This window comes from Acinetobacter suaedae (assembly GCF_008630915.1).
GTDB classification, from domain to species: Bacteria; Pseudomonadota; Gammaproteobacteria; order Pseudomonadales; family Moraxellaceae; genus Acinetobacter; species Acinetobacter suaedae.
Genome location: NZ_CP043909.1, coordinates 1,224,162 through 1,250,064 on the forward strand (window position 1 = coordinate 1,224,162; position 25,903 = coordinate 1,250,064).

The 25,903-nt window shown below is 36.9% G+C and carries 29 protein-coding genes and 1 tRNA gene; 17 read left to right on the forward strand and 13 right to left on the reverse strand.

The window, feature by feature from the left end:
- The first annotated feature begins 10 nt into the window (after positions 1–10).
- The 4 genes from F2A31_RS05715 to rpmE all read left to right on the forward strand — a co-directional run bounded on the left by F2A31_RS05715 (position 11) and on the right by rpmE (position 4,123).
- Complete coding sequence (locus F2A31_RS05715) at positions 11–2,188, forward strand: AmpG family muropeptide MFS transporter (protein ID WP_150025560.1); 2,178 nt, start codon at positions 11–13, stop codon at positions 2,186–2,188.
- Positions 2,189–2,190: 2 nt separating this feature from the next.
- Entirely contained in the window at positions 2,191–2,592 is a 402-nt protein-coding gene (gene gloA / locus F2A31_RS05720) for a lactoylglutathione lyase (RefSeq protein ID WP_150025561.1), read from the forward strand.
- 139 nt (positions 2,593–2,731) lie between these two features.
- A complete protein-coding gene (locus F2A31_RS05725; protein WP_150025562.1) occupies positions 2,732–3,700 on the forward strand; it encodes a bile acid:sodium symporter family protein in 969 nt (322 codons plus the stop codon).
- 198 nt (positions 3,701–3,898) lie between these two features.
- Positions 3,899–4,123 carry a 50S ribosomal protein L31 gene (rpmE, locus tag F2A31_RS05730; RefSeq protein ID WP_004639630.1) on the forward strand — a complete coding sequence of 75 codons (225 nt, stop codon included), beginning with the start codon at positions 3,899–3,901 and terminating at the stop codon, positions 4,121–4,123.
- An 87-nt stretch (positions 4,124–4,210) separates the two neighbouring features.
- On the opposite strand, the gene F2A31_RS05735 is transcribed toward rpmE, so the two are convergent.
- Genes F2A31_RS05735 through epmB form a run of 3 tightly spaced genes read right to left on the reverse strand, consistent with a single transcriptional unit; the run spans position 4,211 to position 9,070 of the window.
- Positions 4,211–6,304: an EAL domain-containing protein gene (locus F2A31_RS05735; RefSeq protein WP_150025563.1), complete on the reverse strand. Its 2,094-nt coding sequence runs from the start codon at positions 6,302–6,304 to the stop codon at positions 4,211–4,213.
- The gene (locus F2A31_RS05740; RefSeq protein ID WP_150025564.1) at positions 6,286–8,040 is read right to left on the reverse strand and encodes a GTPase; all 1,755 of its coding nucleotides are present in this window, start codon (positions 8,038–8,040) and stop codon (positions 6,286–6,288) included. Before F2A31_RS05740 ends, F2A31_RS05735 begins: the two co-directional genes overlap by 19 nt.
- A 13-nt stretch (positions 8,041–8,053) precedes the next feature.
- A complete protein-coding gene (gene epmB / locus F2A31_RS05745; protein ID WP_150025565.1) occupies positions 8,054–9,070 on the reverse strand; it encodes an EF-P beta-lysylation protein EpmB in 1,017 nt (338 codons plus the stop codon).
- 86 nt (positions 9,071–9,156) lie between these two features.
- Here epmB and efp point away from each other — a divergent pair, with 86 nt between their 5' ends.
- The 7 genes from efp (at position 9,157) to F2A31_RS05780 (ending at position 16,391) form a co-directional block, all read left to right on the forward strand.
- Complete coding sequence (efp, locus tag F2A31_RS05750; RefSeq protein ID WP_038342518.1) at positions 9,157–9,726, forward strand: elongation factor P; 570 nt, start codon at positions 9,157–9,159, stop codon at positions 9,724–9,726.
- Positions 9,727–9,906: 180 nt separating this feature from the next.
- Complete coding sequence (locus F2A31_RS05755; protein WP_150025566.1) at positions 9,907–12,021, forward strand: carbon starvation CstA family protein; 2,115 nt, start codon at positions 9,907–9,909, stop codon at positions 12,019–12,021.
- Complete coding sequence (locus F2A31_RS05760) at positions 12,008–12,310, forward strand: YbdD/YjiX family protein (RefSeq protein WP_008941998.1); 303 nt, start codon at positions 12,008–12,010, stop codon at positions 12,308–12,310. Before F2A31_RS05755 ends, F2A31_RS05760 begins: the two co-directional genes overlap by 14 nt.
- Positions 12,311–12,391: 81 nt before the next feature.
- Positions 12,392–13,351 (forward strand): AAA family ATPase, encoded by a 960-nt coding sequence (locus tag F2A31_RS05765; protein ID WP_005089856.1) that lies wholly within the window; start codon positions 12,392–12,394, stop codon positions 13,349–13,351.
- Between the two features lie 14 nt (positions 13,352–13,365).
- The gene (locus F2A31_RS05770; protein ID WP_150025567.1) at positions 13,366–14,283 is read left to right on the forward strand and encodes a DUF58 domain-containing protein; all 918 of its coding nucleotides are present in this window, start codon (positions 13,366–13,368) and stop codon (positions 14,281–14,283) included.
- A 4-nt stretch (positions 14,284–14,287) separates the two neighbouring features.
- Entirely contained in the window at positions 14,288–16,279 is a 1,992-nt protein-coding gene (locus F2A31_RS05775) for a transglutaminase family protein (protein ID WP_150025568.1), read from the forward strand.
- 35 nt (positions 16,280–16,314) lie between these two features.
- Positions 16,315–16,391: transfer RNA gene (locus tag F2A31_RS05780), tRNA-Val, on the forward strand.
- A gap of 114 nt (positions 16,392–16,505) precedes the next feature.
- Here the strand turns inward: F2A31_RS05780 and F2A31_RS05785 are convergent.
- The 9 genes from F2A31_RS05785 to F2A31_RS05825 all read right to left on the reverse strand — a co-directional run bounded on the left by F2A31_RS05785 (position 16,506) and on the right by F2A31_RS05825 (position 21,015).
- The gene (locus tag F2A31_RS05785; RefSeq protein WP_150025569.1) at positions 16,506–16,919 is read right to left on the reverse strand and encodes an NF045616 family extracytoplasmic (lipo)protein; all 414 of its coding nucleotides are present in this window, start codon (positions 16,917–16,919) and stop codon (positions 16,506–16,508) included.
- Positions 16,920–17,024: 105 nt separating this feature from the next.
- Complete coding sequence (locus F2A31_RS05790) at positions 17,025–17,480, reverse strand: NF045616 family extracytoplasmic (lipo)protein (RefSeq protein WP_150025570.1); 456 nt, start codon at positions 17,478–17,480, stop codon at positions 17,025–17,027.
- Between the two features lie 33 nt (positions 17,481–17,513).
- Positions 17,514–17,996: an NF045616 family extracytoplasmic (lipo)protein gene (locus tag F2A31_RS05795; protein ID WP_150025571.1), complete on the reverse strand. Its 483-nt coding sequence runs from the start codon at positions 17,994–17,996 to the stop codon at positions 17,514–17,516.
- Between the two features lie 125 nt (positions 17,997–18,121).
- Positions 18,122–18,535 carry an NF045616 family extracytoplasmic (lipo)protein gene (locus F2A31_RS05800; protein ID WP_150025572.1) on the reverse strand — a complete coding sequence of 138 codons (414 nt, stop codon included), beginning with the start codon at positions 18,533–18,535 and terminating at the stop codon, positions 18,122–18,124.
- Between the two features lie 2 nt (positions 18,536–18,537).
- Positions 18,538–19,227 carry a hypothetical protein gene (locus tag F2A31_RS05805; protein WP_023013334.1) on the reverse strand — a complete coding sequence of 230 codons (690 nt, stop codon included), beginning with the start codon at positions 19,225–19,227 and terminating at the stop codon, positions 18,538–18,540.
- A complete protein-coding gene (locus F2A31_RS05810; protein ID WP_150025573.1) occupies positions 19,220–19,750 on the reverse strand; it encodes a PAAR domain-containing protein in 531 nt (176 codons plus the stop codon). The genes F2A31_RS05805 and F2A31_RS05810 overlap by 8 nt, the downstream gene beginning before the upstream one ends.
- A 115-nt stretch (positions 19,751–19,865) precedes the next feature.
- Complete coding sequence (locus F2A31_RS05815) at positions 19,866–20,114, reverse strand: CPCC family cysteine-rich protein (protein ID WP_150025574.1); 249 nt, start codon at positions 20,112–20,114, stop codon at positions 19,866–19,868.
- A gap of 19 nt (positions 20,115–20,133) precedes the next feature.
- On the reverse strand, positions 20,134–20,784 hold the full coding sequence (locus F2A31_RS05820; RefSeq protein ID WP_150025575.1) for a hypothetical protein: 651 nt from the start codon (positions 20,782–20,784) through the stop codon (positions 20,134–20,136).
- 9 nt (positions 20,785–20,793) lie between these two features.
- Positions 20,794–21,015, reverse strand: a complete 222-nt coding sequence (locus F2A31_RS05825) for an excalibur calcium-binding domain-containing protein (RefSeq protein WP_130161278.1) — start codon at positions 21,013–21,015, stop codon at positions 20,794–20,796.
- A 217-nt stretch (positions 21,016–21,232) separates the two neighbouring features.
- Here F2A31_RS05825 and F2A31_RS05830 point away from each other — a divergent pair, with 217 nt between their 5' ends.
- The 5 genes from F2A31_RS05830 to F2A31_RS05850 all read left to right on the forward strand — a co-directional run bounded on the left by F2A31_RS05830 (position 21,233) and on the right by F2A31_RS05850 (position 24,379).
- Positions 21,233–21,856, forward strand: coding sequence for a hypothetical protein (locus F2A31_RS05830; RefSeq protein ID WP_150025576.1), 624 nt, complete (start codon positions 21,233–21,235; stop codon positions 21,854–21,856).
- Between the two features lie 20 nt (positions 21,857–21,876).
- A complete protein-coding gene (locus tag F2A31_RS05835; protein ID WP_150025577.1) occupies positions 21,877–22,962 on the forward strand; it encodes an XRE family transcriptional regulator in 1,086 nt (361 codons plus the stop codon).
- 87 nt (positions 22,963–23,049) lie between these two features.
- On the forward strand, positions 23,050–23,508 hold the full coding sequence (locus tag F2A31_RS05840; RefSeq protein ID WP_150025578.1) for a hypothetical protein: 459 nt from the start codon (positions 23,050–23,052) through the stop codon (positions 23,506–23,508).
- Positions 23,505–23,942: a hypothetical protein gene (locus F2A31_RS05845; RefSeq protein WP_150025579.1), complete on the forward strand. Its 438-nt coding sequence runs from the start codon at positions 23,505–23,507 to the stop codon at positions 23,940–23,942. Before F2A31_RS05840 ends, F2A31_RS05845 begins: the two co-directional genes overlap by 4 nt.
- A 29-nt stretch (positions 23,943–23,971) precedes the next feature.
- Entirely contained in the window at positions 23,972–24,379 is a 408-nt protein-coding gene (locus F2A31_RS05850; RefSeq protein WP_150025580.1) for a hypothetical protein, read from the forward strand.
- Between the two features lie 100 nt (positions 24,380–24,479).
- Here F2A31_RS05850 and F2A31_RS05855 read toward each other — a convergent pair whose 3' ends face one another.
- On the reverse strand, positions 24,480–24,956 hold the full coding sequence (locus F2A31_RS05855; protein WP_150025581.1) for an Arc family DNA-binding protein: 477 nt from the start codon (positions 24,954–24,956) through the stop codon (positions 24,480–24,482).
- A 146-nt stretch (positions 24,957–25,102) separates the two neighbouring features.
- On the opposite strand from F2A31_RS05855, the gene F2A31_RS05860 reads away from it, so the two are divergent.
- Positions 25,103–25,888: a BRO-N domain-containing protein gene (locus tag F2A31_RS05860; RefSeq protein WP_150025582.1), complete on the forward strand. Its 786-nt coding sequence runs from the start codon at positions 25,103–25,105 to the stop codon at positions 25,886–25,888.
- The last annotated feature ends 15 nt before the right edge of the window (positions 25,889–25,903 follow it).

Here is a 25,903-nt window from a genome sequence, read left to right on the forward strand (position 1 = left end):
ATAATAAGCAATGACGACACAAGCCTCTGGGTGGGCATCTGCATTTAAAGCATTTTTAGACCGCCGTGCTCTGATTATGTTATTTCTTGGTTTCTCAGCAGGGATACCCATTTTACTTATCTTTTCGAGCTTATCTTTATGGTTAGGTGAAGCAGGGATTGATAAGACCGCAGTCACTTTTTTTAGTTGGGCTGCTTTGGGATATTCCTTCAAGTTTGTATGGGCGCCGTTGATTGATGAGCTACCTGTACCATTTCTAACCAGGACTTTAGGACGTCGTCGAGCGTGGTTGTTAATCGCTCAATGTTTGATTATCTGTGCAATCTGTATTATGGCATTTTCGGACCCATCATTGGGGCGGAGCTATTTAGTACAAATGGCTGCTGGTGCAGTTTTATTAGGCTTTTCTGCCGCAACTCAAGATATCGTTATTGATGCTTATCGTATTGAGTTGGCAGAAACTGAGATGCAAACCATTTTAGCGTCAACTTACAATGCTGGTTATCGCATTGGGATGATTGTTGCGGGTGCTGGGGCCTTGTTCTTAGCTGCCTATCTAGGTACAGCAAAAGGCAATTATATTTACGAAGCATGGAAATATACTTATTTGACCATGGCGGCTGTTATGGTCGTCGGGATTATTACCACACTGATTGTGCGTGAGCCTAAAGTAGATCGTGTTTATAAAGATTATAAGAAGACTGATTACTATCGTTTAGTATTGGTATTTTTTCTAGCGGTCACAACTTTTGTCGTGACATATATTTATTCTGGTCAGCTTACACAAGCATTGATCCAAGCAACTGCGATCAAAGATACCGCAGCGCTTTTTGGTTTGGAAGCATTACGATTTTTGACAGCGACAGCAACCGCTATTTTTATTGGTTTTAGTCTTGTTAAAATGGGTGTTGTAAATAAACAAATGGCGCATGAAACATGGGTCGCACCTATTCTAGATTTTTTTAAGCGTTATGGTGTAAAGCTCGCATTAGTTTTATTGCTGTTGATCGGTTTCTTCCGCGTATCCGATATCATTGCTGGTGTGATTTCCAATGTGTTCTATCAGGACTTGAACTTCAGTAAAGAGCAAATAGCGGAAGCCGTGAAAGTATATGGTGTTCTGTTTAGCCTATTAGGTGGTTTTCTTGGTGGTTTGCTTGCACAACGGATGAACATTATGAAATTAATGTTTATCGGTGCAGTGCTTGCAAGTTCGACAAATCTGATTTTTATTGGTTTGGTTAAATCTGGTAAGCCATTGGATCAAGTTCAGGTTCAGGTTGGAAATCATTCTTATCAAGCAACAACAGATGAAGTTGGTTATTGGAAAGTTCAGGTCCCAACCCAAATACTAAAACAGGCAGATTCGGTGCAGGTAGCTGCACAATTCAAAAACCAAGCTGAGTCTAAAATTCAATTAGAGTTGCCATACTTAATTGCAACACAACAGCCCCAGATTCAATTATTACCGATTAGTAATGATGATCAACTCAATGTTAATGAGTTAAAGCAGAGTCTAGTCATTAAAGGGCAATTGGCGGGTATTCATGTTGACCAACTAGACATTGAGCGACCTATCGTATTGAAACTAGACGAGCAAGAGTTTATTGCGAAAGTTGATCCACATGGTCTATTTAGTGGTGTGATTAATGGGCAAATATTACAAGCTTCAGCGAGTAAAAAAATTACTGCAATTGCAAATTTGAAAAATGCTGGTGAACAAAGTCTCATAGCAACGCGACAATATCATGTTGTACCAGAGGCTTCCGTAGCGACAACTTTAGATATGGATATTCAGCCAGTGGTACCAATTGATCCAAACCGACAAGGTAATACAGAGTTATCGGGTAAAGTGATCAAGCAATACAGTTCGTTATGGTTATATTTCGCGATTATCGTGGATAATCTTGCAGCTGGTTTGGCTGGTGCTGCATTTATTGCATTTTTATCGAGCTTAACTAGCGTTTCTTTTACAGCGGTTCAATATGCTATTTTTAGTTCCTTAATGACTTTAACTCCCAAATTATTAGGTGGTTATTCGGGTACGATGGTGAGTAACATGGGCTATCCGAATTTCTTTTTAATGACAACTTTAATCGGTATTCCGATTTTAGTTTTAGTGGTGTGGGTCGCGAAATTATTACGTGACCATGAACGCCAAACAACACAGCAACAGACAGGTGAATAGTGATGCGCATGTTACATACGATGTTACGAGTAGGTAATTTAGAACAGTCTTTAAAGTTCTACACTGAGGTACTTGGTATGAAATTGCTACGTCAACGTGATTATGAAGAGGGGCGTTTTACCCTTGCTTTTGTTGGCTATGGTGATGAAGAAAACAATACAGTACTTGAGTTAACCCATAACTGGGATACTAGCAGTTATGATCTAGGTAATGGCTATGGCCATATCGCGATTGGTGTAGAGGATGCTTATAAAGCATGTGAAGAGATCAAGGCACGTGGTGGTAAAGTTGTGCGTGAAGCTGGACCAATGAAAGGTGGCGTGACCGTAATCGCTTTTGTTGAAGACCCTGATGGTTATAAGGTGGAGTTGATTCAACAGGATCAAAATGCTCGTAATAACTAATTTGAATTCATCTTAAGCTGAAGATTTCTCATTTAAAAGCGCTAGTATTATTTATACAGCCCAGTATGATGTGTCGATCAAATGGTCAACAATATCATATTGGGCTTTATCATAATTAGTGGGTGAATAGGAATAAGTTATGTTCAAAATTTTGGCATTGGATCGCTTTACACTTCTCTTGGTGGCAATGGTTGTACTCGCAACATTTTTACCAGTTTCAGGTCAAATTGCATCTTATTTCAATATCCTAACCACAGTCGCTATCGCAATACTTTTCTTTTTACATGGTGCAAAATTATCACGTGAAGCTGTGATGGAGGGGATGCTACATTGGAAAATGCATGCTTTGGTCTTTGCATTTACCTTCTTGATTTTCCCTGTACTTGGTTTGATGGCTAAACCTGTTTTAGAACCATTATTGGGGCAACAATTGTATTGGGGCTTTTTGTTTATGTGCTTCTTGCCATCAACAGTACAGTCCTCAATCGCCTTTACTTCAATGGCTAAAGGTAATGTTGCTGGTGCGGTGTGTAGTGCATCTTTTTCTAATATTATTGGTATGTTTATTACCCCGATTCTGGTTAGTTTTTTTATTCTAGGGCAGAGTCAACATGGTTTTGATCCTACCAAGTCGATTCTACAAATTACCTTGCTATTATTAGTCCCATTTATTCTAGGGCAGATATTACGTCCTTATATTTATCCATATATGGTCAAAGTGCCGAGTATAGTTAAAGCATTTGATCAAGGGTCGATCTTAATGGTGGTCTATGGCGCATTTAGTAGTGCTGTCGTTGCAGGATTATGGCAGCAGGTCAGTGGTATAACTTTACTTTACCTTATCATTGCTTGCTCAATGTTATTAACCATTGTGATGCTACTGGCATTTTATATTCCGAAATGGTTCGGATTTAATCGAGCTGATCAGGTTACGATTTTCTTTTGTAGTTCAAAGAAAACCTTGGCGAGCGGTGTGCCTATGGCGCAGATTTTATTTATTGGGCAACCTTTGGGGATGATTGTTTTACCAATTATGATTTTTCATCAGATCCAATTAATGGTGTGTGGTGTCATTGCAAATCGTTGGTCAAAATCAACACAAGAATAATTCGCTAAATTTGATTTATTGGCGTATAATGCTCGCCACTTGTTGGCTTTGCTCTGACTTTTAGGGTCTCGGTGGGTCAAAAGAAATGGTCTGTTGTCGTGTTGGTCTGCAAGTTTAGAATACTTTGCCTTCCTCATATTTGAGAGTGATCAATTGCGATAACAGCTTAAGCCTTTCTTACTATTAGGAGCATCGAGCATGCGCGCCGATATTCATCCAAAATACGAAACTTTAGTTGCTACTTGTTCATGTGGTAACGTTATCGAAACTAAATCTGCTTTAGGTAAAGAAACACTTTATCTAGATGTATGTTCTGCTTGCCACCCATTCTATACTGGTAAACAAAAGAATGTGGATACTGGCGGTCGTATCGACAAATTCAAACAACGTTTCTCTGGTATGTCACGTTCTATCAAACGTTAATATCAAGAAAACAAAAAACGGGCTTTATGCCCGTTTTTTTATGCTTTTTTTATACCTCACCTTTATCAAAAAGGTGAGGTACGAGTGTTATTGGTCTTGCACATCTGTTAGACGATCAAGCTTTTTCTGGAAATAATTTCCTTGAAGAAAGCGTGTTTCAACATTCCATGCATTGGCAAATAAATTCATATCGTTCAATTCGGTTAAGAATATTTCAATTGGTTTTTGCGCAATGAAATGTAGAACTTTTTCTTGTAAATTGGCCATCTCTTTCTCTGATGAGAGCATCTTTGAAAGGTTGGGGTGAAAGGTAATATATTGTGTATCAATTTGCTGTAGGATCGTATCGCTATATAGTGAGTTACCAAAACCACGAATAGCTACTTCCGCACCATGCTGACGTAGCAATGCGATTTGCGGTTGAGCTTGGGATAGATTCTGTTGGAGTGCCTGTTCAGAGAACTGTAAGATGATTGGATGTGCTTGTTTACTACCAATGATGGTGAGTAGTTTTGCAACCAATTCAGGTAGCTTCTTATCGTTCAGTAAAATGTGGTGGTTCAGATTGATGATTAATTTTGCTTTTGGATACTGAGTAATAAAGTTATGCAGTTGTTTACATGCCTCGACTAAAATCCATCGATCTAATTGAACTGACAACTCTGGGTCATCCTTCAAATCTTGCAGATCACTGATTTCTTGCCATTGGTTGTTATGTATAAAGCCACTAGAGACTTCATAAGTATGGGTGTATTGATCTTGTTTGTCATAGGTTTGCTGATATTTTAAATGAATATCGCCGGCATCCAGTTTTTGTTTAAGATCTTGTAGCAGCGTGAGCTGAACAGTCTTTGGAATATGCTCTGTTGTTATACCAATATTGGTATCAATTTTTGGTGTATTAAAAACAGGAAGTGTTTTTAAGAATGCTTTAGAGACTATTTGTTCGAAATGAGCTTCATCAGGAATTTGTTTGTTGAGTTCACAATAACCTAGCTTTAAATGTAATGGGAACGTAAATTGAGCCGTAGATAATAATTGTGGTTTCTGTAGGTTATTTAAACTGATTAAAAGTGAATTTAAAACGGCTTTTGATTCAGCTTGAAATAAACCGGCATAAACACCTGTATCAATTTGATAGATAGGGACGCTAACTTGTTCTTTGAGGAAGTTTGGAATGTTAGCAAAATATGTTTTTGCACCACGCCAATCCTTTTGGAAAACCTCATTTGGACAGTTATTCAAGCTAAAGAGTACTAATGCATTTGCATTGGCAGGATGATTTACCATCTGGCGATTAATTTGCTGTAATGCATTAAATAAGTTTGAATTTTTTTCTACGGCATTTGATGTTGTATTGGTCGTAGCTGTAGATTGAGTTGTGGATCCACACTCAATATTAAGTTGAATTTCATCTTCATTGCCTGAAGGTAAGAATTCAATCTGTAAAGGATTATTCTTAATCGTTGGATTTTGAGTACGAAGTTCAAATCGAGCTTGATCAAACTGACCTTGTGAAATCTTTTTAAATCGTGATTTGAACTGTGCCAAATCTTCAGGTTGTAATACATCAAGAATGGGAAGACCAACAAGATCATCTGCATTTTCAAAGCCAAAAAGGTTTGCATATTCGGTATTTACATTGATATGAATACCTTCTTGAAGCATAGCAACAGCTTTATGGCTTTCTGCAACAAGTGATTGAGCTTGAGATTGAGCTGCTTCTAACTCACTAAGTAAACGATGTTCACCTTGAACCAAACGACTATAAGAAAGTGCTCGAACAATATGAATATAAAACTTTTCTGATGATTCTAGGTTTAATACATCATAAATTCCTTTGTGAATATATGATTGATATTGATCGGGTTTGTAATCATCGGATTCAAGTAATAAAACAGGAAGACTGGGTTGAGTTGAAGCTTGAATTAGAGAGAGGGTTTGTTCAATTTTTAGATCATATGCACGACCAAAAATGACAATATCCCAAGGTAAATTGAGCTGCTTCTCAAATGTCTTGAGGTCATCGAGTAAAGTTGCGTGAACTTGATGATCTTGAGTTGCAAATAAAGCTAAAATTCGATTATAGCGCAGCTGGTTATCATCAATAATAAGTAAACGTGTTTCAGTCCGTTTTAGTTTTTTAGAGAGTAAAGAATTTCTCACTTCAATGCTTCCCATAAATCTTGATCAATTTTGTCCATATTTTTTTGTGCCATAAACTTGTGAAGAACAGGTAGCTCTTCATCATTCAGTAGTTCAAAGTCAAATTGAATAAAACTTTGGGTGATTAGTTGTGCGTTTAATAAGTACACTTTTACTTCCTCTTTCCCCAATCTTAAATGAACAGCTTGGTGTTCTCGAAAAATTTGTGAACCGGGTAATATTAAAGTCGTTTTGGTTTCATCCAGATTTTGATTTTTTAATAAAAGTGCTGGGTGATAATTGCTAATATGTCGATCTGCTTGAATGCGGACTGCACAAGGGAAGATCTCTTGTGCTAAAACTTCTAAACCAAGCTCCAAGCTTTTCTCGGTTGATTGTTTGAGCCAACGAATAACACCGCCACGCCAGTGTCCATGTGATGTTTCCTTGACTAAGATATATTCTCCTGTTCTTAGATTTTTAGGGGCTTCACCTGACCATTTAATACGATAACCATTGACACTAATGTCGAGTATATCAGCTTGATAAACGGTTTTACTTTCACGATTTAAGCGTTGAATGGCAGATTCTTGATTGTCAGTCGTATTTTTTCTATCCCATGAAGACATGAAGCGGGATTCATTTTGTAAACCATAACTATGATCTAGGAACAATGTTTCAGCAAAGTTTTTTGCTTTGGATAAATAAAAATGTGCGGTCAGTAAACCAAAGCAAATATGTAATTGTGCATTGTATTCATAACGTTCATGTCGACGTTCAGCAATCGTTCCTAGAATAGTTTGTACATGAAATTTTAATGCGGGTGTTAAATAAATTTTTTCATTTTTAGACACATACTCAGCATTTTTATGCAAAGTTGCAGTTACATGATCTAATAGGCTATGTGTACTGATAAATACATTTGGTAAAAAGCCAGAACTTTGTTTTTTATTATAAATAGGTGGGTGATCTTTACTGGTATCGATCACGTATTTGGTCTGCTCAGTTTCTTTTGATAAAACTTGAACCATTTTTGCCCAATCAAAACTACATTGAAATAACGCTTGTATCTCAGATTGACGTATTTGATTGGTATTAAAAATATCCATTAAAATCAATTGAGCATAGGCTTGAGCAATTGTGCTCAATGGATTTGGTGTGCCAAGAATTTGCTCTAGATTTGTGTGATGATATTTATAGGTTACGGCTGCATCATAGAGTTGATGAGCAATCAACCATTGTCCTGCAACAGGCTCACTATATAGCATGTGTTGCTGATAGAGCAGTTGGGTTAACTGTTGTAAGGCCTGAAAAGTGGCTAGTGTACGAGCCGTTTGCAAATTTTTCTTTTGATTCAGTGCAAAAATCGAAAATTTTTGCTGATCCAGTTGGTCGTTACTACGACGGACAATATTGATATAAACGGCTGCAAAATAGCAGCGTAACAACATTGCAAGTTCAATGATATGCTCGTTACGATCAGAACTAATCACTCCCTGATTAAAAAAGTTCTTTTCTAAGCTACCTAAGACATTCTCAATTGTTGGATGCAGGACTTGAACCAAGTCAAAACGTAATGTTTCAGAGCACTCTAATTCACTCAATTCCAATAATGCTGCAAAAAGGGCTTTGGATGTATCACCTAATTGCATAATCGATAGATTAGAAATCCATTCATTCAAACTTTTGGTATTCGTATCACAAAAGCTGAGTTTATCCCGTCGTAACACGGTTGGAATTTGAAATATATCCGAAAAAGCATTATTCATCATTGTGTTATCAATCTCAGAATGTTTGAACCCCAAAAAGCGGTGTTTTATTTTTTTCGCCCGCAATTTCCCTCACAAGTTTAGGTACTAAATAGCCCGGTAAACTTGCTAATACATCATTGTATATATGGTCTATCTCTGAAGACCTTAAATCAAAATGTTGTGCACCTTTAACTTTATCTAACACGTGTAAGTAATATGGCATTACTCGCGCATCAAATAAACGGTTACTCAACTCAGTTAAAGTTTTTGCAGAATCATTCACACCTTTGAGCAAAACCGCCTGATTTAACACGGTAATATGGTGTAGTGATAACTGTAATAACTTTGAGCAGGTGAAATCATCAAGCTCAGCTGCGTGATTTGAGTGTACCACTACTACAATGCGTAGCCTACTGTTTTTTAATATAGAAATTAGCTCTTCATCAATACGATTTGGGATTACAATCGGAACGCGTGAATGAATTCTCAATATTTTGATTTGAGGGAGAGATGCTAGACGTTCTAACCATAATGAAATTTTTCGATTGTTCAATGTTAGTGGATCGCCACCACTTAGAATGACTTCATTGATAAGGGGATTTTGTTCAATATATTGCTTGATATTGTCCCAATCATCATTTCTGGGTAGGTTTTCTTGATAGGGAAAATGACGGCGAAAACAATAGCGACAATGAATCGCACATGCGCCTGTCAACGTCAGTAAGAAGCGAGATTGGTATTTATGCAAAACACCCGCCATTTGATTAGCTGCTTCTTCACCTAAAGGGTCGGTCACAAACTCTGGGTGTTCTTCCAGTTCGAGATGATGTGGTAAAACTTGTAGTAACAGGGGATCAAGTGGATCACCGATGTTCATTTTTCCGACGAATGCACGAGGAACACGCAATTTAAACTGTTCAGAAGCGAGGATTGCCCCTGATAATAGTTGATCGATAGATAACTCAAGTAGATTTAACAGCTCTAAAGGATCAGTAATTAGGTCACTGAGTTGCGATTGCCAGTTTTGCTCTTGATGTAAATAGTTTATCATGCCATACGTTAAAATAGTGTTAGCCGCAGCTGTTTGCTTAGTCTAGCATTAATAGATTCGAGTTTTAAGTTTGGAGTGCGCCTTTCATGGCCTATTATTCTACAAATGATTTTAAAGCTGGCCTTAAGGTCATGCTTGATGGAAACCCATGTTCAATCATGGAAAATGAATATGTAAAACCAGGTAAGGGTCAGGCATTTAACCGCGTAAAATTGCGTAACCTTCGCTCTGGTAAAGTATTAGAAAAAACTTTCAAATCAGGTGATTCTTTAGAAGCTGCTGATATTGTAGAAGTTGAAATGGATTACCTCTACAACGATGGTGAAATGTGGAACTTCATGGATCCAGTTACTTTTGAGCAAATCGCTGCTGATAAAACAGCAATGGGTGATGCTGCGAAATGGTTAAAAGATGATTCAAATGAAAAATGTACAATTATGTTGTTTAACGGCGTGCCATTAACAGTGAGTCCGCCAAACTTCGTTGTACTTAAAATCGTTGAAACTGATCCAGGCGTACGTGGTGATACTTCAGGCGGTGGCGGTAAGCCTGCGAAACTTGAAACAGGTGCAGTCGTACGTGTTCCATTATTTGTACAACAAGATGAAAGTGTTCGCGTAGATACCCGTACTGGTGATTATTTAGAACGTGCATAAGCGATTCTAATTATGCGATGATCGAAGGGATGATAAAAATCATCCCTTTTTTTATGCCAAAGTATTAGATAAATCAACCTTTAAAAACGATAGACTAACGAAGATATTTCCTTAGAGAAAATATAGGTATGGAAAGCCATGTAACAACTAACGAAAAGTTATGTATTTGAGAGGTTCTGAATGGAAACAACACAAACAAAATCATCGCTTCCCTCCAAACTTTTATGGAGTTTGGTTGCCATTGTAGGTGCGATCTCATTTGGGATACTTGCAGTGAGTCGAGGTGAACATGTGAATGCAGTCTGGCTAGTGCTCGCTGCAGTCTGTGTGTATAGCATTGCTTATCGGTTCTACAGTTTATTTATTGCCAACAAGGTTTTTGAATTAAATCCCAAGCGATTGACCCCAGCGCATCGCTTAAATGATGGTTTGGACTATGTCCCGACCAATAAATATGTGTTGTTTGGACACCATTTTGCTGCGATTGCTGGAGCTGGTCCTTTAGTCGGTCCAATTTTAGCCGCCCAAATGGGTTACTTACCAGGAACGATATGGCTTTTGGTTGGTGTCGTACTTGCAGGTGCTGTACAAGATTTCTTAGTACTATTTATCTCTACTCGACGTGATGGTCGTTCTTTAGGGGAAATGGCAAAGCAAGAACTTGGGACCTTTGCTGGTGTAATCGTGATGTTGGGTACATTAGGTGTAATGGTCATTATCTTGGCCGTCCTTGCTTTAGTTGTGGTCAAGGCACTGGCGCATAGCCCTTGGGGCGTGTTTAGTATTGCTGCAACAATTCCGATTGCTTTGTTCATGGGCATTTACATGCGTTATCTGCGCCCAGGAAAAATTGCAGAAGTCTCGATTATTGGTTTTGTGCTGATGATGGCTGCTATTGTGTTTGGTGGCAATGTCGCTCAGCATCCATATTGGGGCGAGTTTTTTACGTTGAGCGGAACTCAATTGACATGGGCATTAATTATCTATGGTTTTATTGCCTCTGTGTTGCCCGTTTGGTTGCTACTGGCGCCACGTGATTATTTATCAACCTTCTTGAAAATTGGTGTCATTCTTGGTTTGGCGGTCGGTATTGTATTTGCGATGCCTGAGCTGAAGATGCCTGCGGTAACGCATTTTATTGATGGTACAGGACCAGTCTTTTCAGGAAGTTTATTTCCTTTCTTATTTATTACGATTGCTTGTGGTGCGATTTCTGGATTCCATGCTTTGGTTTCTTCAGGAACAACGCCAAAATTGGTTGATAACGAAGTCAATATTCGCATGATTGGTTATGGCGGCATGTTGATGGAGTCTTTTGTTGGCATCATGGCAATGATTTGCGCCACAGTTTTAGATCCAGGTATCTATTTTGCAATTAATGCACCAGCTGCGGTATTGGGTACAAGTGTCGAATCTGCTGCGGAGGCTGTACGCAATCTAGGCTTTGTGGTCACACCTGAAATGTTGACTGTTTTGGCCCAAGAAGTGGGTGAAAATTCTGTTTTATCTCGTACGGGTGGTGCACCGACATTTGCAATTGGTATGGCGCACATTATTTCAGAGATTTTCAATAATCGCTCGATGATGGCATTTTGGTATCACTTCGCGATTTTATTTGAAGCTTTATTCATTTTAACAGCAGTAGATGCTGGAACTCGTGCTTGTCGTTTCATGGTTCAAGATACAGTGGGTATCGTTGTCCCAGCAGTGAAAAACTCAAGTTCATTCTTTGGAAATCTGATCGGTACTTTTGTCGCTGTTGCAGGATGGGGGTATTTCGTTTACCAAGGCGTGGTTGATCCTCTTGGCGGTATTAACTCCTTATGGCCATTGTTTGGTATCGGTAACCAAATTCTTGCTTCAATGGCATTGATTTTGGGTACGGTGATTTTGTTTAAGATGAAAAAGGAAAAATATGTTTGGGTGACGATCATTCCAACGATTTTCCTTGTCATCACCTCAATGACTGCGGGTTGGCAAAAGATTTTTCACGATAATCCCAAAATTGGTTTCCTTGCTCAAGCCAATCGTTTTTCGGATGCGATCGCCCGTGGTGAAGTCCTCGCACCAGCAAAATCGATCGCTGAAATGCAAACCATTGTATTGTCGAATCAAATCAATGCTGCATTATGTGCCTTCTTTATGATTGTTGCTGTGGTTATGATTATTGCGTCAATTGGTGCAGTTCGTAGAGCCTTGGCAAGCCCAACGCCAACAGCAAAAGAAGCACCTGCGGTATTTACTGAAACCCCAATGACTGCAAATAGTCTGAAAGGAGGTCATGATGGAGTTTAAGATTGCGCGTAAAAGCGGTTCGATCATCGTAAAGATCATTAAATTTACGATCATGTCGCAAAAACAATTACTGTTATCCCCACGAAATTGGTCTCGTATTGCAGTGTTGTGGCAACGTTTGCAGCAAAGCTTTCGCTTGATGGTGGGTGTGCCTGACTATGAAACGTATTTGCAGCATATGAAAACACATCATCCAGATCTGACCCCTATGGATGCAAAAACGTTTTATCGTCATTGTGTCGATGCACGTTACCCAAGTTCGGGAAATATGAAAAAATGTCCTTGCTAGAAATTATTTGATTTCTTTGAAAAAATTATAAAACAGTGTATGTTGAATCATGCACTGTTTTATTTTTGGGGAGATAGAATAATGTGGGGTCTGGAAAAAGTTTCAGCTCAAGATCATATGCAGCAACATCAAAAAATAAAACAAGATATTCAGGGCTATGGCACTAAAATCGAACGTTTTTTAGTTGAAGTGAATCAACTGATTCTTGATAAGCCACAACAAACCAAATTGGCACTGACTTGCTTATTGGCAGGTGGTCATGTGCTATTTGAAGATTTACCGGGATTGGGGAAGACCACATTGGCGAGTGCTTTAGCACGGCTAGCGGGTCTGCATTTTCAACGTATTCAATTTACCAATGACATGTTAGCCAGTGATGTGATTGGTATTAATATTTTTAATCAAAAAGAACACGTTTTTGAGTTTAAAAAAGGACCTGTTTTTACCCAGATATTGTTGGGTGATGAAATCAATCGTTGTAGTCCCAAAACGCAAAGTGCGCTGTTGGAAGCAATGGAAGAGGGCGCAGTCACGGTTGATGGTATCAATTACGAATTGCCACAACCTTTTTGGGTCTTGGCCACTCAAAATCCACTATTTCAAAGTGGGACTTATGCTTTGCCTGAATCGCAATTGGATCGTTTCCTGATGCGTTTATCTTTGGGTTATCCATCTCGTCAGGCTGAAAAATTGTTATTACAGCAAAGTTCAAGACAATTGCTGATTCATCAATTAGATGCGGTTTTTGATCAAACCGATATTTTGCAGTTACGTGAACTGGCGCAGCAGGTTTATCTTAGTGAAGCTGTTTTAACTTATATTTTAGATCTTGCTGCTGAAACAAGAAAACAACCGCATGGACTGTCTACGCGTGGCGTACTGGCTTTGAAAGCTGCATCACAAGCATATGCATTAGTAGAGGGGCGTAGTTTTGTGAGTACAGACGATGTGCAGGCAGTATTTGTTGCTGTGGTAACGCATCGTTTAGGGGTATCAGAAGCAGAAGTGGAAAGGATTTTGCAATCGGTTAATGTGTTGTAGTCGAGAATGAACACATGCAGAACAGATTAAAGCGCAGACTACAACAGTGGGTATCAAAGCGATTTCAGGTAGAACAAAGTAAAACCTTCTTGCAAAAGGATGTTTTGGTATTTATTCATACTCATGGTCTGCTATATATCGTTCTTATTCTGATTACCTTTATTGCAGGCATTAACTATGCAAATAACCTGATTTTAGGTCTTTGTTTTTTAATGAGTGCAATTTTATGCATTAGTTTTTATCTCACTTTTAGACAATTACATGGTCTGCATGTTGAGCTAATAACGGCAGAGGTAGGGCAAGTCGGTCAGGTTTTAACACTGAAACTAAATTTTAAGCAGCCTGCAAAGACGAATCGATATTTACAAATCCAATGGCAACAACAGCAACAGATTCTTTATTTAAATCAAACTCAGCAGAGTATTGAGTTGGCATTTTTTCCACAACAGCGCGGAATTTATCAGTTTGATGCAATTAAAATTTATTCGACTTATCCTTTGGGACTGGTGCGTGCATGGACATATTTAAATTTAATGGAAAAAGTTTGGATTGCGCCCAAAGCTTATGAGTGGCAAAAAGAACATAAAAATCAGCCGAGTGCTGCGCATGATCGTTTAGATGAATTTCGTGAGCTAAGAGCATTTCAGCATGGGGATTCTTACCAAAATGTTGCATGGAAACAGGTGGCTAGAGGGCAAGGATTTTTTATTAAAATGTTTGAGGCACAAGCAACACAACAGTATTTAGAAATTGATTATCAGCATATTCCAGCACAGAACCATGAAGAAAAGCTGAGCTTTATGATGGGGTTGATCGAACAGTGTGAGCAGTATGGTGATGATTATGCCGTGATTTTGCCGCATATACGTTTGGATAGAGGTCAGGGGAATACGCAATTGATCCAAGCAAAACGCTTGTTGGCACAGGCGTAATGACATGATGACAAAGCAAAATTATTTTTCTGTTTTGACCGCATTGATTTGTATCTTGATTGGACAGCTGGCTTTTATTCCTGTCACCTTGAGTGGTTTTTGGGGAATTGTATGGCTATTAATGTTGTGGCGTTATCACAAGCAGGATTTAACACCGATATCTAAACTTATCCTTCTTGGGTTTATCGCTATCTCATTTGGTCTAATCTATTTTCATTATAAAAGCTTGTTGGGGGTGGAACCCGGTGTAGCTCTATTAAGTACGTGTTTATTTGCCAAAAGTCTGGAAGCGAAAACAACACGTGATTTATTGATTGTATTTAATTTTGCTTTATTTGTAGCTGCTAGCTTGCTGTTACATAGCCAAGCATTTTGGATGGCTTTGATTGTCCTGCTAACATTTGTTATGTGTTTGATGGGGTTATATCGTATTCAAACAGGTTTGTTTAACCAAAATAGATTATCTTCAAATCAATTAAAGCAAGATGCTAAACAAATTTTTAAGTTCATTGGTATTGCCACGCCATTTTTTATTTTGTTATTCATTTTCTTTCCTCGACTTCCGCCACTTTGGGCGATTCCAATTCAAAATGACCAAGCAATAACAGGTATCAGTGATCGTATGTCACCTGGAGATATTGCACGTTTATCGCAGTCTACGGCGTTGGCTTTTCGGATTATTGCAAATATGCAGCAGTTTCCAACACGACAAGAATTGTATTGGCGTGCTTTGGTTCTGGATGAATATGATGGTGTAACTTGGACCAGTAGTTATGTTAATCAACAGATAAGAGGGATACCTAACAGTTCACGCCGTGTGGCATATCAATATTTACCCGCAGACGAGCAAAGTAATTGGATTATGGGCTTGGAATATTCTATTCCGCAAGAAAGATATTTGCAGCTTTATCAAGATGATAGTATTCGTCCAATTAAATTGATCAAACGTAACCAACCTATACAAATGCAATGGTTGGGTCGTACAAGTGCAGAGCGTCGCGTTTTATCAGCTCAACAATTTGAGTTAAATACTCGATTTAATGAGGATTTGGATAAAAAGGCGCAAGAATTAGCAAATGAATTGTTTGAACAGAGTCAGCGTCATCCTGAACGATACGTTCGAGCAGTATTGACGTGGTATAGGCAAAATGGCTTTGTTTATACTTTAACCCCCGGTACATTGAGCGGAAATCGCATCGACCAATTCTTATTTTCTAGTCGAACAGGTTTCTGTGAGCATTATGCATCAAGTTTCGTCATGTTAATGCGATATGTGGGTATTCCTGCGCGAGTCGTCACTGGCTACCAAGGCGGACAACGTGCTCTTGATGGAAAAAGTTGGGAAGTTCGTCAGTTAGATGCACATGCATGGAGTGAGGTGTATTTAGATGGGCGGTGGCAACGGGTAGACCCAACGGCAATCATCGCACCGCAACGATTCGATACTAGTATGCAAGATTATTTAACTCAGGATCAGCGGATCTGGGGAGATCAGCAGACCAAAGCTTGGCAGGTGCAACAATTTAAATTTTTGAAAAATGTCCGTATTTGGAGCGATTATCTGGGTTATCAATGGCAGAGTAAGGTTGTCGGTTATGATGTTGATAAACAGAAAAGCTGGTTATCTAAAATAGGATTAGATACGACTTATGGTTACGTTGTCATGTTGATTTGTGGCGTAGCAGGAATATTACTTCTTTATATATTTTTCTCATTATGGCATCGAAATCAACAGCAAGCACCATACCATAGAATGATTTTAAAATTTCAAAAAACTGTTCCTAAGCATATGCAGAAAATGCCAGCTGAGACATTTCAGGCTTGGATGCAGCGTTTATCGGTTGATCTTGAAAATCAGGAAGCTTTTAAACAAGTGGTTGTGTTGTATCAGAAAATCGTATTTTTGGAGCAGGGCAATGCTAAAGAACTTGCTCAATTTAAGAAGTTGCTTAAAGACTGTGCGATTGCAATCAAACAGGCTCAAAAAAACTTGTGATCAGTCTGAAAAATGCATATCATGCTTTTCATTCTAGGTGTATAGCTCAGTTGGTTAGAGCGCTACGTTGACATCGTAGAGGTCTCCAGTTCGAGTCTGGATATACCTACCAGAATTCACTGTGAAAACAGTATATTAAAGCCCACTCAAAAAGTGGGCTTTTTTGTTTTTGGTGAGTTCAATTTATGTGAGGATGATCTGATGAGGGTTTTAGATAAAATGTGTATTAGTCACAGGTAGATTTACTAGGGGCAATATATTTAAGATTGAAATGACCATTGTCCTCAAAAATACAAATACTTCTATGATAGATTTTATTTGTTTCTAACGTTATTTCATAAGCAACATTTTTTTCAAAAATAGTTAATGGTATTTTAGTACAGGTGTTTTCATTTATAGGTAACACTCCATTTTTATAGTGTTGCTCATAATTACTTTGAAATTCTTTTGTAAAATCTATTTTACCTGTAGAGACTATAATAGTATTGTCGAATCCATAGTGAGTTTTTGGATTATTTGTGAATGCACACAAATGGTCATTTTTTAGCGTTACCTCTAAGTCTTTACTTTGGGGATTACATCCACTTATAAATATAAAAAAATTAAGTAGAAAAAATAGGCTGGGAAATTTAATTTTCATATTCTATGATCTTGTTAACATTGAAATAAAGAATCCTAAAATTCAAGGTTTATCCTCTATTTGGGTATGCTCAGGGGATATCTATAGGAAAGCATCCGAATAAAACTATTTAAAAAAGTTCTTTATGTTTTCCCAAAAACTTGGCTTTATATCTGTGCACTTGGTCCCTTGGACATCTTGCAATACAAGTTTTCCTGAACTTTTCTTAACGCAAAAATCTTTGTTGTAAGCTTTTTTCACCCCACCCAATGTTGCACTATATGGTGTATTTTCTTTTAAACCTTTAAAGTTATTTAAATTTTTCTCTGTAAGAAGAATACAATTGGTTTTTGTCGGATAGTTATTTTCAAAATGATTTTCATAAATCCAAGATTCCGTACTATCTTGAGATAAATTAAGTATGACGAGGTTAAATATACCTTTTTGCTGTGTATCATTAATATAAAAACATGGTTTATTATTTTTTAGTTCAATACTCACTTCACCACCTCTATATGGGGATGAAGTGGCCGACACATGGAATGGAAGAGATAAAAAGGCTAAGAATAAATATTTATGCATGATTTAAATATAGGTCTATATAATTTATTTAGATCATTTAATTAGCGAACTAAAAAAACTCTTAATTTTATAAAGAATTTTTTTGATTTCTAATGAAATGCTAAAAGGATTTTTGTATTCAGATTGTTGACGCTGTAATTGGCTACCTAGTTTATGAATAGATGTATTTTTCTTATCATCTACCACAAGACAGAAGTTTGCAGCATATGTCTTGTCCATATCTAAGATGAGCGAATATGGTCCTGATTCAGTAACATCCTTTAATGAAAATAGTAGGCAATCTGATTTGTGTCGAGGAGGGGCTTTTAGGTTATCAACCACAACTTCTGAAACAGATCGAGCATTACTGCCGGGTATACCTAAATTTATAAGTGCAATATTGTCATCCCGTAATTTAGAGTTGGGATTATTTGTATACAGACACAAAGAGTTTTGAGTTTTTGATAAATATAGTTGTTCATGCAATTGATTTGCGAAAGCGTGACCTGATAAAAATAAGATAAATAATCCTAACATTCTCATGGTTTATTTACTATTTAAGATTGTGTTAAATGCAAAGGTAAAACAAAAACCAATCACAAATAATTAGCTCTTTGGAATTTGTGTGAAAGCCCTCTAGAGGGCTTTAGATTGTACATGGATTAATCACAGGTAGATTTACCAGGGTCAACGTATTTAATCGATAAGTTATTGTTACGATCAATTAAACAAACATTTGTTTTAAAGCTTTTATTTGTACTTAATACAATCTCATAAGCAATATTTTTTTCGATTTCCTTGATAGGTATTAGAACACAATTTTTTTCATCTATTGGAAGAGGCGCATTTTTATAAAGCTTTTCGTAGGTACTTTTGAACTCTTTAGTATAGTCAATCTTACCCAAGTAAATTAAAAATGTATTATCAACACCATAGTAAGTTTTAATACTGTTTGTAAATGCACATAGATTATCTTGTTTAATGGTTATCTCTAATGGCCGCGGACCTTGGCTACATGCATTTAATACAATACCTATAGTCAACACAAGGCTAAATTTTAAGCTCTTTTTTATCATCTTTAGCTGCTCGGTAACAATGATTTATCATGTGGGTTTAGAATAAAATCTCTCAAGATTCTTTCAACATACCCTAAAAGCTTTAAACTTTGTATATGATGTGGTCGGGAAGGATTTACGTTCTGGAGGTAGCAAGCATCAAACCAAAACTCAATTAAGCGTCCTTGTTGTTCAAAGTTAAACTCATTAAACTTTTTACCTGAATCTCTGCCAAGTATGTCAGTGTCGTATGCTTTGAGCTCTCCACCAGAATCTGCTGATTGCACATTAGATGTATAACCACCTTTGCATAACTGTTTTAAACCTAGCCAACCTACAGAAGTACCCATTTGATACTGCCAGACATGAGTCATTTCATGTATAAACCAATGTCGATTTTCTCCAATTGTTTGACTGAAATCTGGTGTTTCTAAATATTCTGAGCGGGGTAACATTATTTCTCCCGCAGGTGTCATGGCATTACCTGTAGCGCTATGAATAAAACCACCGATATGAAGCCATACTTTTGAGTAATCAATAGCATCTTTGAATACCAACTGACACATCTTAATTTCACCAGATGTTAGTTTTCTTTTGGTTTCAATTTTTATTTCGGTGGTTGGTGGTGATTGATTATTTTTTAGTTTAGATAATTTTGCTGTTGCATTTGCTACTATTATTTTAGCTGATTGTTTTGTGGGATTTTTATCCATGTTGATGCTCCTCATAAATAATGCTAATAGTTACTTCTTCTGCACTCGTATTCGTGACTAGCTCAGTAAAACCCTGATCATCAGTCGTACCATGAATAATTTCGCCATTTTTCTCAATTTCATAGCAGATATTACTTAGAGGGTTTCCTGTTAATTGATCCTTTAATTGGAATCTATGTCCGAAGCTTTCTGAGCTTAGGAAGCTACTTAGGTTGTCTTTAGAGGATGTTGACGATGACGCACTTGAACTACCACCACCATTATCCTGAACAGCAAGATTTTGTTGTGGTAATAGCTTACAGCCACAAGATAAAGAATCATTCACTCGGGCAGCAGCTTTTCCAAACACTTGCATGTATGGATCACCACTAATAATCGTTGAAACAGTCTGGTGTTTAGGGCAGGTAGCTTTATCACCAACGCAAGCAATGGCTTTACTTTCGATTAAGAAACTACTATTTCCTGAAATAACTTTACCGCCGCCCGTCGTGGGGCAACCAATTACGATATATGGCGTTGCCAAGTTTAAAACCCTCGTTATATTTTATTTTGGCAACATGATAGCAAAATGAGCCAGGGTGTACGGACTTTTATGTATTTTTATTGCAAAGGTAGAAATCAAAACTAATCACAAATGATTAACCCTTTGGAATCTCTTCATCTTTTGGATTTCTAACATCCTTAATAAACCGTTCTTCCATTGCTCCATACTTTTTAAAGTTTTCAGGAGCTTGATTAAGTGAAGGCACGTTTGCACAGCCAGCCCAATCATGATCCTCTGATTGAACAGGGTCCTCCTCCCAGAAGCATACAGGGCAGATATCATAGTCATCGTTTGATGGTTCACCTCTGGTTAAGTAACCACAGCATAAACACGGGTAGAGCACACTATTTCTCCAAGCTTACTTAACTATTTTTCTCAGGCTTTTCAGCAAAATTAGAACTCAAATACACAACATTTTTGGGTTCAACCATTGAGACATTTTTCTTTTCATCAATCACGGCACATAGGGCAGAGCCACATAAGATACGGTATTGTTTTAAATCGGTTTCAGAGCCAGTAATTTTGATTAAAGGTAATTCATTAATATTGGCAAGAATGTCAGTACCATTTTTCTTGCCTTTATCTTGTGTATCAAGAATTGATGTAAATATTAAAACTGAACAACCTACGATTAGAGATACATAAATAGTAAAAGTTGTATAGTTTTTTCCCAATTCATCTATTTGACTTGAATTATGTGGTTTAACTTGGTGTTTTAAACGAAATTTGATTTTTCGTCTTAAAAAATCAACGATCGTTTGATCTAAATCTAGAGAAACATAGATATATCGTACAACATAGAGACCTATTCCTGTTAGGAAAATAGCGATTAAAGGGCTTAATGCTTTCAGAAATCCCCAATAGATTTTATCTTGAATGCTAAAATTTAAAACTACTGGGTCGACAAAAAAGGGACGTAATAAGCCGCCTAAATATGCTTGCCCCGATACATATAAAAAAATGGCAATTAGAGAAATAATAATTGCTGTATCCAACGAAAAATTAAACTTCATTTTATTTCCTTATTTTTTCTTCTTTGGGCATTTTTTGCCATTTCCACCCGGCAAGCAATCACATGCTTGACCATCGCCGTCACGATCCAAACTTTTCCATCCTGTTTGACCCGATTTCTTTCTTTTTTCGTACCATGATTGAGCTTCTTGTTGTGTAGTAAAGTCAGCACATTTCTTTGCATAGCTTTGAACTGAAATTAGAGCTAGTAATATAAAGGTTATATATTTCATAAATTTAATTTTGATAAATGTTTGAAAGCATTGTATCAGTGCTTAATTAAGCTCTGCAATTCTAGTTGCTGAAACTTTGTAGCTTGCTAACGAGTTTTCAGTTTTCTTTATTGGTTGACAAAATATGAAAATAGTCGCAAAATTTGGTTGACAAAGTTTATATTTAGTCCTAAGTTGTATTTAACCCACATCTCAAATTTTTTGGACTTATAATTTTATGAATGACGGTAATAAATTACATCCTCCTTCAGCCTTTGAGCCTCAGTTAACAGACGAGGTGCTGAGATACTTTGCAACACCAATGCTCGAAATTTATCATGATGTTCACGAAGTATTAAATAGTGAAAATGATGATAACTATACACGTGGTACAACAATTTTTGGTCGCACGTATGAACAGTTTAAAAAATTAATTGCTTCAGATGATTGTCCAGTAAAAGTTCATCTTAAAGATGGAACATTTAGATTTGTTTTTCAAGTTGGTTACGCTCAGATTGGTTTTTGCAAAGGAAGTTCTACTGATCCTAAATCATTAAAACTAAGAAAATATACGCCAACGAATTATGACTTATTCCAGTTTGATGACAATCAACCAGTGATATGGAAATTTATTCTAAATGAACCCAAAACTGATGAAGACGAAGCATTTGTTGAGTTTGTTGGTTTTAATTTAGCCACTGTACCAGTTGCTTATTGGAGATCTAATGACAATTTAGATGGTAATAAGTTACATTTGGTAGACCCAATTACTCCTGAATCTGTTGAGCTTAATGCTCCATTTATTGAAGATCCTGATGAAGATGATCTTTTAGATGAAGATTTAAACACTAAATTCAAATAGTCGTAACAAGCAATGTCATTATGAACACGCCTTTTAATGGATTAGAACTAAAACTTCTAAGACAGTTTAACCAACTGTCTTTGGAAGAGTTAGGTCAGCACCTAGAGTGCACACGGCAGTATGTTCACAAAGTTGAGACAGGACAAACCATTCCTAGTATTCAATTTATTCAACAAGCTGCGAATTACTTTAATGTTCCTGAAGAGTTATTCACTCATGTAAAACCTGTATTACAGGAAGAGCAAATCCATTTTAGAAGTCTGAGATCTACGAAAGTAACTACTAAACAAGTTATTATTGCGCGCGGTGAATACCTCAAGCGTTTAACTGAATATTTAGATTCTAAACTTCGTTTGCCTAAATATGATATTCAAGATTCTAGTCGTTCTGGTTCTATAGAAGCGATTGCTGAACAGTGTCGTGTTGAGTGGGGACTGGGTTTAGGACCGATCAGTAACATGATTCGTTTATGTGAGTCACATGGTGTAGTCGTTACTACTTTTAAATCATTATCGACAGAAGTAGATGCGCTTTCGTTAGCAACAGCACGTCCAATCTTTGTTCGTAATGAAGCGAAAGAGAGTGAGTGTCGCCAGCGTTTTGATCTTGCTCATGAACTCGGTCATTTAGTGCTGCACGATGGCATGGTTACAGGGGATCGTATTACTGAGTCTGAAGCAAATCAGTTCGCCTCAGCTTTTTTGATTCCTCAAACGATGATGCGTACTCATTTCCCAACATGGTTTAGAGCAGGGCGTTATGATTGGGACAAACTTAGTGAGTTTAAACAAACTTGGAAAGTAAGTAAGGCTGCAATTCTTTATAGAGCTAAATCTTTAGGACTACTCACTCAAGAGCAATATACGAGTGGTGTAGTTACTTTGAGAAAACGAAGTGAAGCAATTACTGAGAAAGAAGATCACTTAATTCCAAAAGAAAGACCTGAGCTTCTTCAAGCATGTTTTACAATGCTTGCTAAGAAGAAAATTTATGCTGAAGATATAGCTAAAGCTTTAGATATGAATGTTAGTTTTCTTGAAAATTTGGTAGGAATACAGATTCCTAAACAACCAAGAACCCCTAAACTAGTAGAAGAAAGCGCTTAAGGGCGCTTTTTTTATTTATTTTATATAACATATTGTTATTTTTGTTTTTATTTCATATCATTCCAAAAAATCTTATTGATATTAAGTATGCTTTCAAAGCAAGAAATTGTAGCATTCTCAATTTCGCCCTTAGCCGTTAAGTGGTTAGTAGGTACTGTAGGGATTGCTGCATTACCAATTATTCTTAGACTTATGGTTTGGGGGATTGCTCCGTCGCCTTACTTGCCTGGTTTTAGCTTGATCTCTATAACTGACTTTTTTTTATTTAGTCTCATTATTTATTTATCCGTATTGATGGAAGCAAAGCACATCAAGTGTTTAGGTGAAGAAAAAAATACAATAAGTTATGTATGTATATTTTTAATAATTCTAGTAAGTATTTTTTTGACATTTGCTTTTATCAATGATGCAAAAGGCATTATGAGACATTGGGTATTGTTGGGTGCTTCTCTTTTTATGGCTTTGTTTAGTTTTATAGTAGGATTTTGTTTTTTCTATTTTTTTAGTGTTAAACTAGCTGAAAGTGGTCAGGAGGAAATGTCATGATCTTTGAGGTTGTTACTTTAGTAGTCCTAATTATAGCTTTTGTAGTTTCAGGTTTTTTATCATTTTATTTGGTAAAAAAATCAAGAGTTAGAAAAGTTGAAAAGTCACTTGTTGCTAAACGCAACGAACTAAGCATAGGCATTCAACTAATAAAATATCAATCGATTTATGATGAATATGTTTATTTAACAGCAGTAAAAAAGTCCAAAAGAACATCAATTCAAGAATTCTATCTTTCAAATAAATTTGTTGAAACACTAACCCAAGATAGTTTTAAAAATTTAAGTGCAGACACTAATTTATTACACGTTGAATTGTTCCCTAAGGCTGTTCAACAAAGTTTTGGATTAGAGTCTGAGATAGGGCTAAAGAAACCGTCATATGCTGAGGCTCGTAAATTTATTGAGCCTCCTGTACAACAGTTTGTACATTAAAGTTCATCAATGTATTTAGGTGGTTTGGAATGAAATTCAGTATCTTAGATTACAAAGTATTACAGTTTGTTTTTAGAGCTGATGATCAAATAATCAGGTTTTTTAATAAACCAAAAAAATCAGATATACTCCCTGTTAAAGTTAAAATAGTTATCCCTAATGAAGAGGAAGCTTCTGGAAAAGAATTTTTATTAATTTTCAGAATTGATGCTAAAGACTTTTTGGGTGAATTAGAAGATGGTTTTTTTCAACTTCATTTTGTAGTTCGTTTTGGGGCGGAAGAAATAATACCTGAAAATTTTGATAAAACTGATTGGCTAGAATCCTCTCTAACTGAGAAAGGGTTTCCATTAGTAGTTTCATGGTTAAATAACTTTTTTGTGAATAGTGGATACAATACATATTTTACAAATAATTATCATTTCGAAGAAATGTAATTAAAAAAAAAGCACCTCACGGTGCTTTTTTAATCCCTAAAACTCTTGCTTCTAGAAGTAGAGGGCTATGTATTACCTATAAAAAGTAAGTGGTGACTTACTATCGATCATTTTTATTATTCACATTTTCCATATATTCATTAGTGTAATGGTCTTCAACTCTTAACCATCCAAGACTACCTTCGCCGTTGTCAACAACATCAATATGATTGTCGCCTTTATAGACAAGTACTTCTTTATTAAAAAACTTTAATGAATTCCAAAATGAAGAACCACTTAATACTTCAAGAGAAAGATGAATATCATCTCGAAGTTGCTCAAGTTCTTGTGTGTAATCTAGGCTAAGGTTGTTTAAAAGCTTGCCATAAACAACACGTTTTTTACCGTTTTTTAAATGAAATATCTTAACTTCTGAACGTGGAGGAACTGAGCTTTCATTTCTTAAAAAGCTTTCTTCTAACCTCGCCACAATATCCGCATTCATAGAGCGATTCAGTTCTTTCGCAGATTCTGCAATTTTATCTTTTAGTTCTTGCGGTAAACGCAAATTATAAGCAACACCTAAATGTTTACCCATGACATCTTCCTAAGAAATCCTGTTGACATGGTATCAAGTGGACATATATATTTGCAATATGTCCAGTGGACATTATTTTATAAAAAATGCCCCGAAGAATCTTGGCGGATCGCGGGGCACTTACCAATACCTATGGAGATATTGATATGGCTAGTTTATCACTAACTTTCCATGAAACAACTTTTAATATTGTCGAGTGTGATCAGCAGGCGTGGATTACTTCTCGTGAGCTTGGTCAAGCTTTAGGGTATGCGAGAGATGATGCAGTTAATAAAATATATGAGCGTAATTTAGATGAGTTCTCATACCAAATGACCCGTAACGTCAAAATGACGTTGCAGGGTCAACAGCGAGAAGTTAGAGTTTTTTCATTACGTGGATGTCATTTGATTGCTATGTTTGCAAAGACTACTGTCGCAAAAGAATTCCGCAAATGGGTTTTAGATATTTTGGATAGGGACGTGCAGCCTAAAACCAAAAATCATAAAACCGAACGTGTAGTTCTAAACGATGCGGTAAATATGCTTGTGGCAAAGTCACAACATCTCAACTTTTCTGAAGCCTACAAACTCATACACCAACGTTTTAGTGTGAAAGGTATAGACGAGATCTCACTTGATCAAATTCCTGTAGCGGTTGAATACGTCCATCATCTGATCGCTTTATTTAGCCATAGAGAACATAGAACGGCAGACATGAATACGATTGCTTTAGCTCATTGCATGATTTGGTGTTGCCAGTGGTGGAAGGAGTATGGTGATGCTATCCGTAAAATTAACCCGAATATTGCTTCATCTGTACACGACTATTTCATAGATGGTTCATTCGTCGCTTGGGGTTATGTAGATGAATCTGAGAAAGCAGCATTACGCAGAAAGTTGGATGCTCATCAATGGAACTTAACCATAAACGAAAGGTTAAAATTACTGTAATTTCACCCCCGAATT